18 protein-coding genes and 1 other RNA gene are annotated in these 14766 nt (G+C 64.2%); 10 read left to right on the top strand and 9 right to left on the bottom strand.

Annotated elements, in window-relative coordinates; translation table 11 throughout:
* Window positions 1–215: 215 nt before the first annotated feature.
* Window positions 216–989, top strand: a complete 774-nt coding sequence (locus VOI18_RS10350) for a hypothetical protein (RefSeq protein ID WP_323762331.1) — start codon at window positions 216–218, stop codon at window positions 987–989.
* A 236-nt stretch (window positions 990–1225) separates the two neighbouring features.
* A complete protein-coding gene (locus VOI18_RS10345) occupies window positions 1226–1597 on the top strand; it encodes a VOC family protein (RefSeq protein ID WP_323762330.1) in 372 nt (123 codons plus the stop codon).
* A 1187-nt stretch (window positions 1598–2784) separates the two neighbouring features.
* Here VOI18_RS10345 and VOI18_RS10340 read toward each other — a convergent pair.
* Window positions 2785–3372 (bottom strand): thymidine kinase, encoded by a 588-nt coding sequence (locus tag VOI18_RS10340; protein WP_323762329.1) that lies wholly within the window; start codon window positions 3370–3372, stop codon window positions 2785–2787.
* 125 nt (window positions 3373–3497) lie between these two features.
* Here VOI18_RS10340 and VOI18_RS10335 point away from each other — a divergent pair, with 125 nt between their 5' ends.
* From VOI18_RS10335 to VOI18_RS10315, 5 genes are all read left to right on the top strand, one after another.
* Complete coding sequence (locus VOI18_RS10335) at window positions 3498–4565, top strand: DUF3667 domain-containing protein (protein WP_323762328.1); 1068 nt, start codon at window positions 3498–3500, stop codon at window positions 4563–4565.
* A 46-nt stretch (window positions 4566–4611) separates the two neighbouring features.
* Window positions 4612–4969, top strand: a transfer-messenger RNA (tmRNA) gene (gene ssrA, locus VOI18_RS10330).
* A 179-nt stretch (window positions 4970–5148) separates the two neighbouring features.
* Window positions 5149–5643, top strand: a complete 495-nt coding sequence (locus tag VOI18_RS10325) for an SspB family protein (RefSeq protein ID WP_323762327.1) — start codon at window positions 5149–5151, stop codon at window positions 5641–5643.
* Window positions 5644–5699: 56 nt separating this feature from the next.
* The gene (locus tag VOI18_RS10320) at window positions 5700–6137 is read left to right on the top strand and encodes a PaaI family thioesterase (protein ID WP_323762326.1); all 438 of its coding nucleotides are present in this window, start codon (window positions 5700–5702) and stop codon (window positions 6135–6137) included.
* Window positions 6134–7351 (top strand): MFS transporter, encoded by a 1218-nt coding sequence (locus VOI18_RS10315; RefSeq protein WP_323762325.1) that lies wholly within the window; start codon window positions 6134–6136, stop codon window positions 7349–7351. The genes VOI18_RS10320 and VOI18_RS10315 overlap by 4 nt, the downstream gene beginning before the upstream one ends.
* On the opposite strand, the gene VOI18_RS10310 is transcribed toward VOI18_RS10315, so the two are convergent.
* Both VOI18_RS10310 and VOI18_RS10305 read right to left on the bottom strand, forming a co-directional pair.
* On the bottom strand, window positions 7352–8077 hold the full coding sequence (locus VOI18_RS10310) for a hypothetical protein (RefSeq protein ID WP_323762324.1): 726 nt from the start codon (window positions 8075–8077) through the stop codon (window positions 7352–7354).
* 52 nt (window positions 8078–8129) lie between these two features.
* Complete coding sequence (locus VOI18_RS10305) at window positions 8130–8468, bottom strand: RusA family crossover junction endodeoxyribonuclease (RefSeq protein ID WP_323762323.1); 339 nt, start codon at window positions 8466–8468, stop codon at window positions 8130–8132.
* Window positions 8469–8641: 173 nt separating this feature from the next.
* Here VOI18_RS10305 and fumC point away from each other — a divergent pair, with 173 nt between their 5' ends.
* Window positions 8642–10036, top strand: a complete 1395-nt coding sequence (gene fumC, locus VOI18_RS10300; protein WP_323762322.1) for a class II fumarate hydratase — start codon at window positions 8642–8644, stop codon at window positions 10034–10036.
* Window positions 10037–10107: 71 nt separating this feature from the next.
* Here fumC and VOI18_RS10295 read toward each other — a convergent pair whose 3' ends face one another.
* Entirely contained in the window at window positions 10108–11538 is a 1431-nt protein-coding gene (locus VOI18_RS10295; protein WP_323762321.1) for a hypothetical protein, read from the bottom strand.
* A 95-nt stretch (window positions 11539–11633) separates the two neighbouring features.
* Here VOI18_RS10295 and VOI18_RS10290 point away from each other — a divergent pair, with 95 nt between their 5' ends.
* Window positions 11634–11813, top strand: coding sequence for a DUF4169 family protein (locus tag VOI18_RS10290; RefSeq protein WP_323762320.1), 180 nt, complete (start codon window positions 11634–11636; stop codon window positions 11811–11813).
* 5 nt (window positions 11814–11818) lie between these two features.
* Here VOI18_RS10290 and VOI18_RS10285 read toward each other — a convergent pair whose 3' ends face one another.
* Entirely contained in the window at window positions 11819–12124 is a 306-nt protein-coding gene (locus tag VOI18_RS10285) for a hypothetical protein (protein WP_323762319.1), read from the bottom strand.
* A gap of 90 nt (window positions 12125–12214) precedes the next feature.
* The gene (locus tag VOI18_RS10280) at window positions 12215–12883 is read right to left on the bottom strand and encodes a DNA-3-methyladenine glycosylase I (RefSeq protein ID WP_323762318.1); all 669 of its coding nucleotides are present in this window, start codon (window positions 12881–12883) and stop codon (window positions 12215–12217) included.
* A 111-nt stretch (window positions 12884–12994) separates the two neighbouring features.
* Between VOI18_RS10280 and VOI18_RS10275 the strand changes: the two genes are divergently transcribed.
* Window positions 12995–13216, top strand: coding sequence for a ribbon-helix-helix domain-containing protein (locus tag VOI18_RS10275; RefSeq protein WP_323762317.1), 222 nt, complete (start codon window positions 12995–12997; stop codon window positions 13214–13216).
* Here VOI18_RS10275 and VOI18_RS10270 read toward each other — a convergent pair.
* Genes VOI18_RS10270 through VOI18_RS10260 form a run of 3 tightly spaced genes read right to left on the bottom strand, consistent with a single transcriptional unit; the run spans window position 13213 to window position 14651 of the window.
* Window positions 13213–13845 carry a hypothetical protein gene (locus VOI18_RS10270; protein WP_323762316.1) on the bottom strand — a complete coding sequence of 211 codons (633 nt, stop codon included), beginning with the start codon at window positions 13843–13845 and terminating at the stop codon, window positions 13213–13215. The genes VOI18_RS10275 and VOI18_RS10270 overlap by 4 nt on opposite strands.
* Before the next feature lie 58 nt (window positions 13846–13903).
* The gene (locus VOI18_RS10265) at window positions 13904–14341 is read right to left on the bottom strand and encodes an SRPBCC domain-containing protein (RefSeq protein ID WP_323762315.1); all 438 of its coding nucleotides are present in this window, start codon (window positions 14339–14341) and stop codon (window positions 13904–13906) included.
* Window positions 14334–14651, bottom strand: a complete 318-nt coding sequence (locus tag VOI18_RS10260) for a metalloregulator ArsR/SmtB family transcription factor (protein WP_323762314.1) — start codon at window positions 14649–14651, stop codon at window positions 14334–14336. The genes VOI18_RS10265 and VOI18_RS10260 overlap by 8 nt, the downstream gene beginning before the upstream one ends.
* Between the last annotated feature and the right edge of the window lie 115 nt (window positions 14652–14766).

Raw genomic sequence — 14766 nt, 5'->3', positions numbered from 1 at the left:
ATGGCGGGGGAAGTGGACCGACACGCCGCGGCGGCCCATCCCTCTCGCCCGGCCGGGCGAGCCCTCTTCACCGACCGCCCCGGCGCCGTCGCGCAGGTCGCTCCTTACTCTGCTAGTCGAAGCCTGCCCGCCCAATCCCACCCAGGACATCGCACCGCTGGCCAAATCCGCCGGAATTGTCTTTATGATCGGATCAAGCTGCCGGGGAGCCGACTATGATCCTGCGCCGTCTCATGCGCCATATGTCCGACCAGAACTGGGTCGCCGTCGGGCTCGATTTCGTGATCGTCGTTGTCGGTGTCGCGGTCGGTTTCCAACTCACCGGATATTATGATGAGACGCAGCGACGCGCGACCGAGGCCACCTATCTCGACGGGATTTCCAGTGATTACGAGATCTATCAGGAGCTGCTCCTGTGCCGCATCGATGGCGAGGCCGCGATCGCCGATGGCCTGATCGACCTGATTGGCGATATCGACGGTCATGCGCCGGACGCAGCGCAACGGGCTGCGATCATTGGCGTCCTGCCGATGAGCCATGCGATCCAGCCCGGCCTCGTCATGGAAGGCAATACCAGCGCGCTGGTCGGTGGCGACCTGGTGGCGATGATCAGCGATGCCGGCCTGCGCGGACGCATCCTGGCCGCCCAGAGCATCGGGACCAGTTCCGTCGGCACGCTCGCGCAGATCGAGCGGGCCTATCTCACCATTGATCGTTTCGACCGTTTCACGACCCGCGAATGGCATGCGGGCATCGGCTATTTCATCGCCACCGATTACGACGTGGATGCCATGCGCGAAGCGCCCGGCCTGCGCGACGACCTGATGGACCTGGTCAATCTTCACCGCTCGGCCAGCCTGAGCAACCGCATCCTGCTCGACGCCGTCGAGGGCGTCCTCGACCGCCTCGTCGAACTCGATGTCCGGGAGGCCCCGGCAGCGCCGGTCACCTGCCCCTATGACATGACTATCCGCACCACCGAGCCCTGAAGCTCATATCGGGATGACGGGACTGGCAGGCGAATAGGCGGGGGCAAATAAACGGAGTCCCCATTATTCAGGCTCGCCGCAACCGGATCGTCCGGGAAATTCTATGGAGATTCGAACGTGCGGCGAACCGGTGTCCGGCTACGACCACCGTGCTGTCAGGAGTGATTGAAATGTGACTCGCCCGGCAGCGGTTTTCGTGTAGGGTCGACATATCGGAACATAGAGGGAACAATCAAATGCTCGGATACGTTACACTGGGAACCAATGACCTGGAAAAGGCCGCTGCCTTCTACGACAAGCTGTGCGCCGAATTCGGCGTCGGACGGATGATGGGCGACGACAATTTCATCGCCTGGGGCAAGCCCGGCGGCGGCGCCGGCATCGGCCTGACCAAACCCTTCAATGGCGAGCCGGCCACCATCGGCAATGGCGTCATGGCGGCCTTCCAGGCCGACAGCAAGGAACAGGTCGACAAGGTCTACAAGATGGCCGTCGAAGAGCTCGGCGCCACCTGTGAAGGCCCCGCAGGCCCGCGCGGCGACAGCTTCTACGCGGGCTATTTCCGCGATCCCGATGGCAACAAGCTGAATGTGTTCACGATGGGCTGAGCCTTTCGGCTGATGGAAACAGGCCGTCTCCCGCCTCGCGGGGGACGGTCCGGTCCTGCGACCACCTGGACAAGCCGTGCCTGACACCATGTGGTTGACGGGGCTGACCGGCCAGCCTCTGACCAGTGTTCGACGGCTTCGAGGCCGTATCCGCGCACCTGCGCACACCGTGCGGAGCTATCCATAGATCGCTTGTCAGCCAGCAGGCCGTATCCGGTTCTTCAGCTCAAGGGTGAAACCGCGAAGCGGCGGCTGCGCCGCCCTTGACCTCAAGAACCGGATACGGCGACCTCCCGGCAAGCGGTTTATGGATGGGTATGCGCCCGGCGCCCGGCGCGCGGGGTAGAGAGGGGACAGGTGTCATGAACGCCAGGCGCCAAAAGGGCACGGCACACGTCACCCAGACGCGTTAATGACACCTGTCCCCTTTAAGGGTGTCGCCGGACGCTTGGCCAGAACCCGTCTGTACCAACCCGTCATGCAGCCAGCCGGGCGGCCCGCCAGTTTCCAACACGACCAGATCAGCGGCAGGTTAATGCTCGCGAGGGCTGGAGCGGCTGTTTATGGCAGGGACGGTTTGGTTCGAGCGCCATGGACGAGGCCTATGCGCTGATCGCCTTACGCTGTGTCGAGCTGAATCCGGTCAAGGCAAGGCTATGTCAGCCGGCCCGGAACTGGCCTTGGTCGAGTGCCCGCACCCACCTCACCGGCGAGCCCGATCCGCTCTTGTCGGCGGTGCCCTTCCTGGAACGCCTGTCTGTGCCAAGGCCTGGACCCGGCCATCGAAGCCCGGATCGGATACTTTACCAGGACCGGCGACCCGATGGGAGAGGATGATTGAATCTCAGCACTGGAAACCAAATCAGGCCGTGACCTGCGGCCCAAACCACGCGGGCGGCCACTCAAGGAAGGGACAGAATGAACGGGGAAAATGTGTCTGTTGTCTGATCGCGGCCCTTTCTGTCAAGCTCCGAGTTGGTCCGGTTGGTCTGTCTCCGCCGGTATCAGGGTTGTCTTCGCGGTCTGGTGAGCCGGGTTTGCGTGGGCTCGCCGCATCATGGCTTGGTCGGGGCGGGCCTCCCAATGTCCCAGAACGCGTTTGATCCCTGCTGGAGGGCGCAACAGACACAGTTAATTCCGCTCACCCCCGCGCCCAGGCGCAAACCGCACCGACCTGCCCTCGCCCCTCACCCGCCCGCCAGCGCATCAAAGAAATGCTTGCGGCAGAGCGAGACGTAATCCGACTTCTCCACTGCCACCTGCTCGCCTTCGGCGATGGCGCGGCCGTCGGGCTGGCGGCGCAGATTCATGGTCGCCTTGCGGCCGCAATGGCAGATGGTGCGGACCTCGCGCAGATGGTCGGCCAGGGCCAGGAGTTCGGCCGAGCCGGGAAAGAGCGCGCCGAGGAAATCCGTGCGCAGGCCATAGCACAGGACCGGCAAGCCAAGCTGGTCGACCACGCGCGCCAGCTCGCGGACCTGGTCGGCGGTGAGAAATTGCGCCTCGTCAAAGAAGACGGCGCCCAGCGGGCCCTCGACCTGCCGGGCAGCGATGGCCGCGAAGAGGTCTGCGGTGTCGGCAAAGATGTGTGCCGGCGCGCGCAGGCCGATCCGCGACTCGATAGCCCCCAGACGGGCGTCGGGCGTGTCGGCATGATGGGCCGAGGTCCACAACATGACCTCCATGCCGCGCTCGCCGTAATTGTGCGCCGCCTGCAACAGGATCGCCGACTTGCCGGCATTCATCGCGGAATAGGTGAAGTAGAGCTTGGACATGATGCCTTGCTAACGCGATTCCGGGGGACGCAAATCCGGTCTGTCAGGGACATGCCCGGTGCACACAGAGCGACGGCATTGCGCACGGCGCCGCTGCCCGCTTAGATGGCCGCCGGGGACCGATCATGAGCCATCCGGAAAAAGCCGGCAGCGACACCACGACACCGGAGAGCTGCGCCAATTGCGGTGCGGCGCTGACGGGACCGTTTTGCGGCCAGTGCGGCCAGTCGAGCACAGAGATCCGGCGCCCCATCCTGGTGCTGGTGACTGACACGATCGGCGATATTTTCGTCTGGGATGGCCGTTTCCTGTCGACACTGCGGGCGCTCTTCAGCCGGCCGGGCACGCTGGCGCGCGCCTATGCCGATGGCCAGCGGGCGCGCTGGACACCGCCGATCCGGCTCTATCTGCTGGTCAGTCTCGCCTTCTTCACGGCGATGAGCCTGGGCGGGGTGCGGGTCATTGCCGTCGATGCCGCCCCGACCGCCGAAATCATTCGCCAGCAGGATCCGGTTATCCTGGCCGAGCGCCGCGAGCGGATCGAGACCGCGCTGGACGCCGCCGGCGGCGCGCCGAGCATACGCAATTGCGGGGTCATGCCCGGACCGGAAGAGGTCAACGCCCAGGGCCAGCTGGTGTTTGCCGCCGATACCGATTTCCAGATCACACTCATGCAGACCGGTGCGGCATCCGAAGCACGCCTGGTCGATGCCGAAACGGACGCCTGCCTGCATGAATATCTGGCGACGCTCGGTATGCCGCCGCTGATCGGGCGGCTGTCGGTGGAGGCTCTGCGCGATCCGGCCGGCTTGGAGGCCCGCAGCAGTGCGGCGGCCGCCCAAGCGGTGATCCTGATGGTGATCGCGCTGGCCCTGATCAATTTCGCCGTCCACCCGCGGCGCAAGCTGATCGAGCACGTCATCCTGTCGCTCTACCTGCACGCGGTCCTGCTGCCCGGCTTCGCCGTGACCCTCTTGCTGAGCCATACCTTGGGTGGTCAGGGTACAGCCGCCGCGATCACCGTCGCGCTGCTCGCCCAGCTGGCCCAGCTTGTCCTGTTCTGGCTGGCGGACCGACAATTCTACGGGTCAAGCTGGTGGGGCGCCCTGCTTCGCCTGCCCCTACAGGTCATCGGCTATGCGGCAGCGCTCACGCTCGCGGCCCTGCTGCTCATCGTGTTGCCGATTTTCTAGCAACCGGCGGCGCTTTCGCGGTCCCGACACACAAACGCTGGGCTGCCCCCTTGGGAGAAGCCGCCGGATCGCCTATATTGAGGGGGTCGGCTTGCCGACTATGGCGATAAACGCGCTTGTAATAACCGGACCGGACCCGGGGGCAGTACCCGGCGGCTCCACCATAACTGTTCCGCGTTGGCGGACATGCCTGGGGCCGAAACAGGATCGACGGACGGGTAAAGAAGATGGCTTTCGCCGGGGTGAGGCCCCTTACAGGCTCATTTTCAGAGTTGCCAACGACAACTTTGCTGAAGAGGTCGCTCTCGCTGCGTAGTCAGCGCGGGTAATCTCGCACTAAACTCCTATTCCCTTTAGCCGGAATAGGCGGGGCCCGGAGGCGCCTGGCAACAGAAGCCTCCACTTTTCTCCAAATTCGGGCGTCTGGGTCCAGACCGAGGCCTGAACCCCACCCAGACCGCCGTTCGCCGACGAGCGGCACGCCGTATCGGCTTGGTCACGCCATGTGCAGTCGCACCGCCCTTGCTCGTTGACCTGCCTAGCGCTTGGAGTACCCTTCATTCGTTACCGGGGGAGTTTAGACATGGCCAAAGACCTGATGCGCTATGACCTGATGGCGCAGGATGCCCTTCGCGGCGTCGTGCGACAGGCCTTGCTCAAGGCGGGCGCTCCTGAAGGCCTGCCCGGTCCGCACCATTTCTACATCACCTTCCGCACCACAGCTCCCGGCGTCGATATCGACCCGACCCTGCTGGAGAAATATCCGGAGGAGATGACGATTGTGCTGGAACACCAGTTCTGGGACCTCAATGTCACCGAGACCGGGTTCGAGGTCACGCTGAAATTTTCGGGCGTGCCGAAATATCTCAAAATGCCCTATTCCGCGATTTCCCGCTTCCACGACCCCAGCGTCGGCTTTCATCTCCAGTTCGAGCATGACGGCGCCGAGGATGAGGCCGGCTTTCCGGACGACGATCCCAAGCCCAGGAAGGGCAAGGCCGATGCCGGTGCCTCCACCGCCGGCGAGCACGGCGACGGCGCCCAGGTGGTCAGTCTCGACAGCTTCCGCAAGAAGTGAGCGAACGTCCGTTTCTGCTGGCGCCCGACCTCGTTGAAGGTCCGCCTCCGGAGCCCTTGAGCGAAGACGAAATCCGCGAGCGGCTGGTGACTCGTGGCGTCCGCACAAATGTCTCCACCCTGCTTGGCTTCGAACTGGTTGACCTGTCCGTCGAGCAACGCTGGATCGAGGCGCGTTTCAATCCGACACCGCAACTCGCCAACCTGCGGGGCAGCGTGCAGGGCGGTATCATCACCGCCATGCTGGACGAGGTCATGTCACTGTCGGTGCTGGTGGCCGAGCGCTTCACCTGCGGCGTTCCGACCCTGGAAATCAAGACAAGCTATTTCAACCCGCTGCCGGTCGAACCCTGCCGGGCCCGCGGCGAAGCCCTGCGCATCGGTGGCCGGGTCGCCTTCATGGAAGGCACGGTGTGGACACCGGCCGGCGAGATCGCGGCCAAGGCCAGCGCCACCTGTCAGGTCCGCCGGGTCAAGCCAGCCCAAACGCTGTGAGGGATGCCGCCAGCCTGCCCGGCAAGCCGGCGGCGCTCGCCCTGATCGCCGCCTCGCAAGTCCTCGCCCTGTCGATCTGGTTCGCGGGAGCGGCCGCCCTGCCCGCCCTGATGGCCGGCACCGATATCGGACCGATGCGACAGGCCGCCCTGACCAGTTCGGTCCAACTCGGCTTTGTCATCGGCGCCGTCCTCAGCGCTGTGAGCGGTCTGGCCGACCGGATACCGCCACAGCGCCTGTTCGCCTTCGGCAGCGTCGTCGCCGCCATCGCCAACATCGCGGCGGTGCAGCTGGAGCCGGGCGGCTGGAACCTGATCGCCACGCGCGCCGTGGCGGGGGCCGCACTGGCGCTGGTCTATCCGGTCGGCATGAAGCTGGCGGCCAGCTGGGCGCGCGGCGATGCGGGCTTTCTGGTCGGATTGCTGGTCGGCGCGCTGACCCTGGGCTCGGCCCTGCCTTTCATGTTCAATATGGTCGGCGACATCACTGACTGGCGCCTGCCCTTCATCGCGTCGGCGGTGGCCGCCCTGATCGCGGCCGGCCTGATCCTGTTTGCCCAGGGCGGACCGGGCTTGCGTCCCGCCGCCAGGCTGGACCCGTCCGCGGTGACGCTGGCCGTCCGCGACCCGGCCCTGCGTCTCGTCAATCTGGGCTATCTCGGTCACATGTGGGAGCTCTATGCGATGTGGGCCTGGATCGGCCCCTTCGCCCACGCCTATTGGGCCCGACTGGGCGGTGAGGCGCGGCTGGGTGATCTTACCGCCTTTGCCGTGGTCGCCAGCGGGGCCATCGCCTGCCTCGCGGCGGGACGCCTCGCCGACCGGTTCGGACGGACCCGTATCACCATGATCGCACTCGCCATTTCCGGCAGTTGCGCGCTGCTGGTCGGCCCCGCCTTTCAGCTGGCCCCCTGGCTGACGCTGCCGTTGCTGATTGTCTGGGGCATGGCGGTAATCGCCGACAGTGCCCAGTTTTCCGCGGCCATCACGGAACTCGCTCCGCCGGAGCGAACCGGCACCTTGCTGACCATCCAGACCGCGATGGGCTTTACCCTGACCGTGATCATGATCCAGGCGCTGGGTTTTTGGATCGACCTGGTCGGCTGGCCCTGGGCCTTCACACCGCTGGCGATCGGGCCGGCGGTCGGGGTCTGGGCGATGGGCCGCCTGCGGGCCCGACCGGAAGCGGCCAGGCTGGCAGGCGGCAATCGCTGATCAGTTGGCAGGCCGGGTCGAGCCGTCGGCCAGGGCCTGATCGATGGACGGCGACGCCGCATCAACGACCCACACGCTTCCGCTGCCGCAATCATGCTCCGCGGCCAGCCGGTCCGCCATGTCGCGGGCGATCTCATTGGCACCCGACACGGCGGTCGCGTCGACATAGCCGACATGGCAGGAGGTCGGCGAACCGCCCGGCCGCAGCGCGGTGACAATCAGTGTTTCCTGTCGCACCGGCTCACCGGTTTCGAATGTGGCCGAGACATAACGCTGAATGGCGGCATAGGGTGCCCCATCGATGACACGCCATTCGATCACCGTATGGAAATCACCGAAATTACCCAGATAACCACCGTACTGCCCCGCGGTTTCAGGATCATCACGATCACTGAACCGGCTGGTCTCGCCGTGCTCGCTCGCTTCCGCGAACCAGCGCCAGCCCGCCACCCCGTCACACGCCTGGACATAGGTCACGCGCTCATCCTCGGAGACGAGTTCCTCACCGCTGCAGGCACCGCGATCATCAGTATAGGAAAGCCTTGTCTCAGGTACGGTCTCGGGTGTGACGCTGCCAGCGCCACCCGCCCCGTCAACGGTTCCGTCAACGGTTCCATCAACCGGCCCCGGTGCGGTTCCGCCGCCCGGCGCATCGCCAGCTGTCAGATAAAGCCCGGCCCCGCCGGCAAAGGCGACAACCAGCGCTGATACAAACATCTGTTTCATGTCATTTCCCCCAAACTCCCAAAAACGACCCTGCTACCGCAGCGGCGGGGCCTCACGCATCCTCGAGGATGCGGACCTCCTGCATCGGGCGGGCCGTCACGGCGATGCGCGGCCTGTCGCCCTCAATCTTGGTGACGAGCAGTCGCTCGACCTGGCTGTCATCGTGGAACACCACACCCGTCAGCGCATCCAGCACCGCCTTGGCCACGCGATCAACGTCATGGTCCGGACAGTCGGGCCGGCGCGCGATCTCGATGCAGACCTCATAAGGTCCCCATTTGGGTTGCGTCCGCTTGAACTCGAGACGGAAAAATTCCCCGATCAGCGATTTGAACCGCCGGGTCTGGGTCGTCACCGCGTCAACGCGCAAATTGAGTTCGTCGCCAGACATGTGCGCCTGAACCTTCCCTTGGCCGATCGCGGCCCTCATCCAACCCGTTTTTGCGGCATGCCCCCCGGCGATGCGCATCATCGTCTTGATCGCTCATGTGCGAGTGATACACGTTCGAATCAACCGTCACCATCATCGACCCGCGCCCATGGCGCTGCAAGGAGCCTCCCCTGATGAGCGAGATGCGCACCGAAACCGACAGCTTTGGCCCGCTTGAAGTCCCGTCCGAAAAACTCTTCGGGGCGCAGACCGCCCGCTCGCTGATCAACTTCCCGATCGGCACCGAGACCATGCCGGTTCCCTTGATCCGGGCCCTTGGCGTCGTGAAGCGTTCCGCGGCACTGGCCAACAAGAAACTGGGCAATATGGAAGCGCGCGAAGCGGACGCCATCGCCGCTGCCGCACTGGAAGTCGCCGAAGGCAAGTGGAATGACCACTTTCCCTTGTCTGTCTGGCAGACCGGCTCGGGAACCCAGTCCAACATGAACACCAATGAGGTGGTCTCCAACCGCGCCATCCAGATGCTCGGCGGTGTGGTCGGATCGAAGGATCCAATCCACCCGAACGACCATGTGAACCGGTCGCAGTCGTCCAACGACACCTTCCCCACCGCGATGCATATCGCCGCCGCCGAGGAGATCAGTCACGCGCTGCTGCCGGCCCTGCAGAAGCTGCACAATGCACTCAACGACAAGGCGAAATCCTTCAAGGACGTTATCAAGATCGGGCGCACCCACTTGCAGGATGCGACGCCGCTGACGCTGGGCCAGGAATTTTCCGGATATGTCGCCATGGTCGGTAACGCGATCCGCCGCATCGAGGCGGCCCTGCCCGCTTTGCTGGAGCTGGCCCAGGGCGGCACCGCCGTCGGCACAGGCCTCAACACCCTGCCGGGCTTCGCCGAGACCTTCGCCGAGGAAGTCGCGGCCCTGACCAAGCTGAATTTCGTCACCGCCCCGAACAAGTTCGAGGCGCTGGCGACCAAGGACGCGCTCGTCGAGGCGCATGGCACACTCAATTCGGCAGCCGTTTCGCTGTTCAAGATCGCCAATGATATCCGTCTGCTCGGCTCCGGTCCGCGATCGGGTCTGGGTGAGTTGGCCCTGCCGGAAAACGAGCCGGGCTCGTCGATCATGCCGGGCAAGGTCAATCCGACCCAGTGCGAGGCGATGACCATGGTCTGTGTCCAGGTGATGGGCAACAACACGACGGTGAGCTTTGCCGGGAGCCAGGGTCATTTCGAGCTCAACGTCTTCAAGCCCGTGATCATCTTCAATGTGCTGCAGTCGATCCGCCTGCTGGCCGACGCTGCCAACACCTTCACCGACAAGTGCGTGGTCGGCATCCAGGCGCGTGAGGACAACATCACCGCCCTGATGGAACGCTCCCTGATGCTGGTGACCGCTCTCAACTCGACGATCGGCTATGACAACGCCACCATCGTCGCCAAGACCGCCCACAAGAACGGCACGACCTTGCGCGAGGAAGCGGTCAAGCTCGGCTTCGTCACCGGCGAACAGTTCGACGAGATCGTGCGTCCGGAGAAGATGATCGGCCCGAAGGCCTGATCAAGCCCACGCATTGACGTGGCAGGCGGGGCGCCCCTGGATGGGGTCGCCCCTCCTGTATCCGGACCGGGTCAGCCGGCCTCGAGGGCGCGGATCGCCTCCAGCGCCGGGTCGCGACCGGCCTGATAGGCATCCCAGCTCAGCGGCGCCGCGACATCGATATCCAGGTCATCGACGATCACTGGCATGATCCTCTGGCTGCCCCAATGGCAGATGAATATCCCTTGGCAGCCATTCTGGAGGTCGTAAAAACCGGTCGAGTAGCGCGCCCGAAAGCCGGAATTGGGCAATGAAAACCACCAGCCCTCGGCCCAGAACTGAAGTCGGTCACCGATGGCTGACCCCACCAGCACCGTCTGTTCCGGCGCCGCCTGCTTGGCCATGGCCAGATTGACGATGCCGGCCGAAAACGTATTGCCGCTGGTCAACATGTAGACACGCCCATCCGGCCCGACCAGATCGCCCAGACGACGCATCAGCGGGGCGGTTATGGTCAGGTCACCACCGCCATTGAGGCGTTGGTCGACGATCAGCACCGTCGGGGCGATCGCGGCTATTTCGGCCTCTGCACGGACGGTGAAATCGACCAGGCCTTCGTCCCCGTCATCGTCATAATTGCGACTGATATTGAGATAGACGGCGTCCAGTTCCGGCAGCGGCTCGAGCCAATAGCCGCGATCGGTATGGCGCAGATATAGCGGCTCGGCCTGTGGCTGGACGGCGAGCCAGTCCTCGGTTTCAAGCCAGTCCGGCACGATCCAGTCGCCGGAATAGAAACGGCGCGCTCCCTCCACCGGAGCGATCGCGGTCAGGCTCAGATTTTCCGTTCGCCCGTCTTCAAAGCTGAGCCTCAAAACCGGATCATCGATGCCAACCTCCGCAAGAAAGGCCGGCGTCTCCATCAGCAACGGGGCAAAGGTCCGGAAGCTGGCATCAACGCCGCCGAAGGCATCGCGAAAACGGTCCATGACACGCTCGACCGGAACGTCACCGATATGGGTCAGCCTGGCCCCCAAAAGCGCTTCCCGGCCCGGTACGACCCGCATCACCCGCAACTCAGGACCAAACCAGGTCGTGCGGATCGGGAGACGGTCGAATGGCGCAACCATGCGCGTGGCCGACGCATTGGAATGGCCATTGTCGATGATTGCCTGGACGCGTGCCAGGGCGAGCTGGAATCCGGCGTCAGACAGGGTCGCCGCCTCGTGCTCCAGCGCGGCCACGGCGGCATCAAAACGCTGTTTCATGGCCTCATCCATCGAACGCTCATTGCGGCGGACGTGATGGAAATGACGCAGATCCTGGGCCCGGGCCTCGGCGATGTCCGCCGGTTCGCCCTGGAAGATCGGCGGCACCGGGATCGGGTGGAAGGCGATGATCGTGGCGATGATCAGCAGGATGTTGCGGCCCAGCCAGGCCAGGACGGCCGCAGCGACCAGCCAGACATACCAGGGGATGAGCCGGAAGGGCGCCGTCAGGAAACGGACAGTTTGAGCCAGCATGGGAAATTCCTTATCGAACGCACGAGCCGTTGATAGGATGCGCCGAAACGGCAATTGGATGCACACAAAACCTGCGAGACACAGTTGGGCGTCACATGACCAAACCCGTCAATCTCCGCCAATACCGCAAGCAGAAGGCCCGCAAGGACAGGGCCGAGACCGCGCAGGCCAATCGGGTTACACACGGCACACCGAAAGCCCTGCGCGACGCCGCAGAGGCCGACGCAGCACGGATCCGGGCCGAACTGGATGGCAAGAAGCGGGACGACAGCTGAGCTGTCTAATAGGGCGAGTTCATCACCGGCGGCCGGCCATGCTTGCGCTTGTAGGCCACGATCAGTCGCTGGGCCTCTTCGGCGTCTGCCCAGGTTTCCGCGAACATCATCGCCTTGGGATGCAGGCCCCGCCCCTTGTCGGGGATGCCCAGTTCGCGCTCGAACATGGCGCGCAGGGAACGGGTCGGACCAATCTTGAGAACACTGGCGATATCCTCGGGATCACGCAGCAGCACGTAAACGCCTGGCAGGTCCGGCACGTCCTTCACGCGCAGTTTCGACAGATGGACAGGTTTGTACCAACGCAGCATGCCTAGACCCGCTCGACCGGCCCGACCTGGAGCGCTGTGATCCAGGCTGCCTTCCAACACCAAAGGGTAACATCAGCGCACGGCAATATCTTATCCCACGCTGAACGCCAGTACCCGGCTCACTTCGCTCTGTGAACAACCGCCTTGCCGGGCCCATTTTGCGATGGCCTCGGCGGACTTGGCGATAGCGGACTTCGAAGTCGGCGGCTTGTCAACAATGCCCTCGCGAACCAGCGCCGCGCTCACATCGCCGGACAGAATCCAGGCATCCCAACCGGAGAAGCGCAGAAAATACTGACCGGTCATTCCAGACACGCGTGAGCCGCGCGCCTTGAGCAGGGCCAGCAGACCCGCCTGGTCCTGGCGCGGCCAATTGGCCATGACGTTTCCAAACCCGCCATGCTCGGCTGACAATTCAGCGACCATGCGGGCATTGGCAACGGTGGCAGTGATTTTCTGGCCATTCCGGACGATGCGCTCATCCGACGCCAGGCGGGCGATGTCATCATCCGACCACAAGCTGATCCGGCCGGGATCGAATCCCTCGAAGGCCGCCTCGAAGCCATCCCACTTTGCCTCGATCACCTTCCAGACAAAGCCCGCCTGGAAAACGCAGCGGGTCATCTGGGCCAGCCAGCGATCGTCGGTGACCGCCCGCAACGCCTCGGCCGACTTTGGTGCCGGATGGGCTGCCAGGCGTTGGTCCAGATCCGGATGGTGTTGCAGGGCGCGGGCCCGGATAGCGCTGAATGGAGTCATGAAACCCTCTCCTCGCATCATAGATGGCGAGCTTGATGGGGGATGCAAGTCGCGCCTGGCTGCCGCCGCTCCGCACTTGCCAATTGACGACGGACCAACAAGTGTCTGCTCATGCCCTTGTACAAACGATCCCTCTCGCTTGCCGGCCACCGGACCTCGATCTCGCTGGAGCCTGAATTCTGGGCTGAGCTGGACCGCCTGGCCATCCTGCAGGGGCGTTCGCTTGCCAGCCTCGTTGGCGCCATCGATGCGGCGCGCGAGGACGAGCCGCTGGCATCTTCGGTCCGGGTCTGGATCCTGCAGGCCCTGCGGCACGAGATCGACGACGCCTAGCCTGCGCGCTTGCTGCCGAGTGAGACAAAATAGGCATCAAGGTCCGGCATCGTCTCGTTGAAACGGACCGGCTCGTTGCCGCAATCCCAGCCGCGAGCCAGATCATCGGCCACCGACCGGGCGATCAAGTTGGCGTCTGGCAGGGCCGATGCGTCGACAAAGGCGACCGGACAGACCGCATATCCTCCCTCCGCGGCCAGTGCCGTCACAATCAGGGTATTGGGCTCCTCGATGCCGCCATAAAATTCCACAACATCGGGCGTGTTGTGGTGGACATAACGGTGAATCGTGGCGAAGGCCTCGCCGCCGTCGAGGCGCCATTCCACGACCGCATGAAATCCGCCATACAGGCCGCGCATTGGCGCATTGATGTAACCGGACCTCGCCATGCCCGGGCGGGCGTAGGCCGACGCCGAGCCATGCTCGCCGGACAGGATGTGGACCAGCCACCCGTCCAGGCCGGGGCAGACGGCCTCATACACCGGTTCGTCCGGGAGCTGGCTTTCGACGCAGGCCTCATCGATCCGCGTGTACTGGCTGCCAAGTGGCTCGTCCTGCGCCGCGGCGGTGCCGCCACCAACCGCGGCAAGCCCCGCCAGGATGGATGGAATGATGTGTGATTTACGCATGATACCCCCGCACTGAACCGCCAGACTACCGGCTCGGCGCGGGGGTACAAGGGACAAGTCAGACTGTCGCGAGATCGGCCGCCAGGACCTGGTCGCGGAGCTTGGCGAAGTGCTCGTCCCAACCGGCATCGTGATCACACAGGCTGTCGAAGACATCGACCCTGGCGCCCTCGAAGCCATCATGGACAAGCTTCAACAGGGTCCCCTCCGCGACTGCCGTCAGCGTCCACTCGACCCGGGTCAGGTGCCCGTCCAGCCATTTGTGGGTAAAGCTGTAGACCAGCCGGTTGTGGGGGTCCGCTTCCAATACCTCTCCCCAGCAAACCCGGCTGCCGTCACCACTATTGCTCAGCAGCGAATAGGCGGCGTCTGTCACCAGTTCCGTGTCGGCAGGATGAAACCAGCGGGCCAGCAATTCCGGCCGCGTCAGATAATCCCAGACACGATCCGGGCTGGCTTTCAGGAAAACCGATTTCTCAATGCGCGCTTCAGTCATTCGTCATTTCCACTTCCTGCTTGAGAGCTGCGAGGCGCTGATCCCAGAACACCTCGAACCGGGCGACCCACTCGGCCACCCGTGCCAGCGGCTCGGGATTGAGGCGGTTGATGCGCTCCCGGCCACGGGCCTCGACGGTCACCAGACCACCATCGCCGAGCACTTTGAGATGCTTGGCCACGGCTGGCCGGGACATGTCGAACCGGCTCGCCACCTCGCCTACCGTCCGGTCCCCCTCTGCAAGCAAAAGCAGGATCGAACGGCGGGTCGGATCGGCGAGCGCCTTGAACACGGGATCGGGGAGAGTCATCACCACCTCATGAAACCAACTGGTTTCTCTTATATGGTACCAAATGGTTTCGCGTCAAGGGGAGCCCGGCTTGACCTCCTCCGCCAACCCGCGTCACACCGTTAGGACAGCTGAG

This window comes from Maricaulis sp. (genome assembly GCF_034670125.1).
Classification (GTDB): Bacteria; Pseudomonadota; Alphaproteobacteria; order Caulobacterales; family Maricaulaceae; genus Maricaulis.
The sequence above is the reverse complement of the archived record's forward strand: the minus strand, read 5'-3'. Positions and strand labels throughout refer to the sequence as shown.

Excerpts from the sequence above, each read along its gene's own strand:
- VOI18_RS10270 (WP_323762316.1), bottom strand. The coding sequence starts at position 13,845 with ATGCGTAAATCACACATCATTCCATCCATCCTGGCGGGGCTTGCCGCG.
- fumC (WP_323762322.1), top strand. The coding sequence starts at position 8,642 with ATGAGCGAGATGCGCACCGAAACCGACAGCTTTGGCCCGCTTGAAGTC.
- VOI18_RS10280 (WP_323762318.1), bottom strand. The coding sequence starts at position 12,883 with ATGACTCCATTCAGCGCTATCCGGGCCCGCGCCCTGCAACACCATCCG.
- VOI18_RS10345 (WP_323762330.1), top strand. The coding sequence starts at position 1,226 with ATGCTCGGATACGTTACACTGGGAACCAATGACCTGGAAAAGGCCGCT.
- VOI18_RS10335 (WP_323762328.1), top strand. The coding sequence starts at position 3,498 with ATGAGCCATCCGGAAAAAGCCGGCAGCGACACCACGACACCGGAGAGC.
- VOI18_RS10275 (WP_323762317.1), top strand. The coding sequence starts at position 12,995 with ATGCCCTTGTACAAACGATCCCTCTCGCTTGCCGGCCACCGGACCTCG.
- VOI18_RS10290 (WP_323762320.1), top strand. The coding sequence starts at position 11,634 with ATGACCAAACCCGTCAATCTCCGCCAATACCGCAAGCAGAAGGCCCGC.
- VOI18_RS10305 (WP_323762323.1), bottom strand. The coding sequence starts at position 8,468 with ATGTCTGGCGACGAACTCAATTTGCGCGTTGACGCGGTGACGACCCAG.
- VOI18_RS10285 (WP_323762319.1), bottom strand. The coding sequence starts at position 12,124 with ATGCTGCGTTGGTACAAACCTGTCCATCTGTCGAAACTGCGCGTGAAG.
- VOI18_RS10350 (WP_323762331.1), top strand. The coding sequence starts at position 216 with ATGATCCTGCGCCGTCTCATGCGCCATATGTCCGACCAGAACTGGGTC.
- VOI18_RS10295 (WP_323762321.1), bottom strand. The coding sequence starts at position 11,538 with ATGCTGGCTCAAACTGTCCGTTTCCTGACGGCGCCCTTCCGGCTCATC.
- VOI18_RS10325 (WP_323762327.1), top strand. The coding sequence starts at position 5,149 with ATGGCCAAAGACCTGATGCGCTATGACCTGATGGCGCAGGATGCCCTT.
- VOI18_RS10310 (WP_323762324.1), bottom strand. The coding sequence starts at position 8,077 with ATGAAACAGATGTTTGTATCAGCGCTGGTTGTCGCCTTTGCCGGCGGG.
- VOI18_RS10340 (WP_323762329.1), bottom strand. The coding sequence starts at position 3,372 with ATGTCCAAGCTCTACTTCACCTATTCCGCGATGAATGCCGGCAAGTCG.
- VOI18_RS10265 (WP_323762315.1), bottom strand. The coding sequence starts at position 14,341 with ATGACTGAAGCGCGCATTGAGAAATCGGTTTTCCTGAAAGCCAGCCCG.
- VOI18_RS10260 (WP_323762314.1), bottom strand. The coding sequence starts at position 14,651 with ATGACTCTCCCCGATCCCGTGTTCAAGGCGCTCGCCGATCCGACCCGC.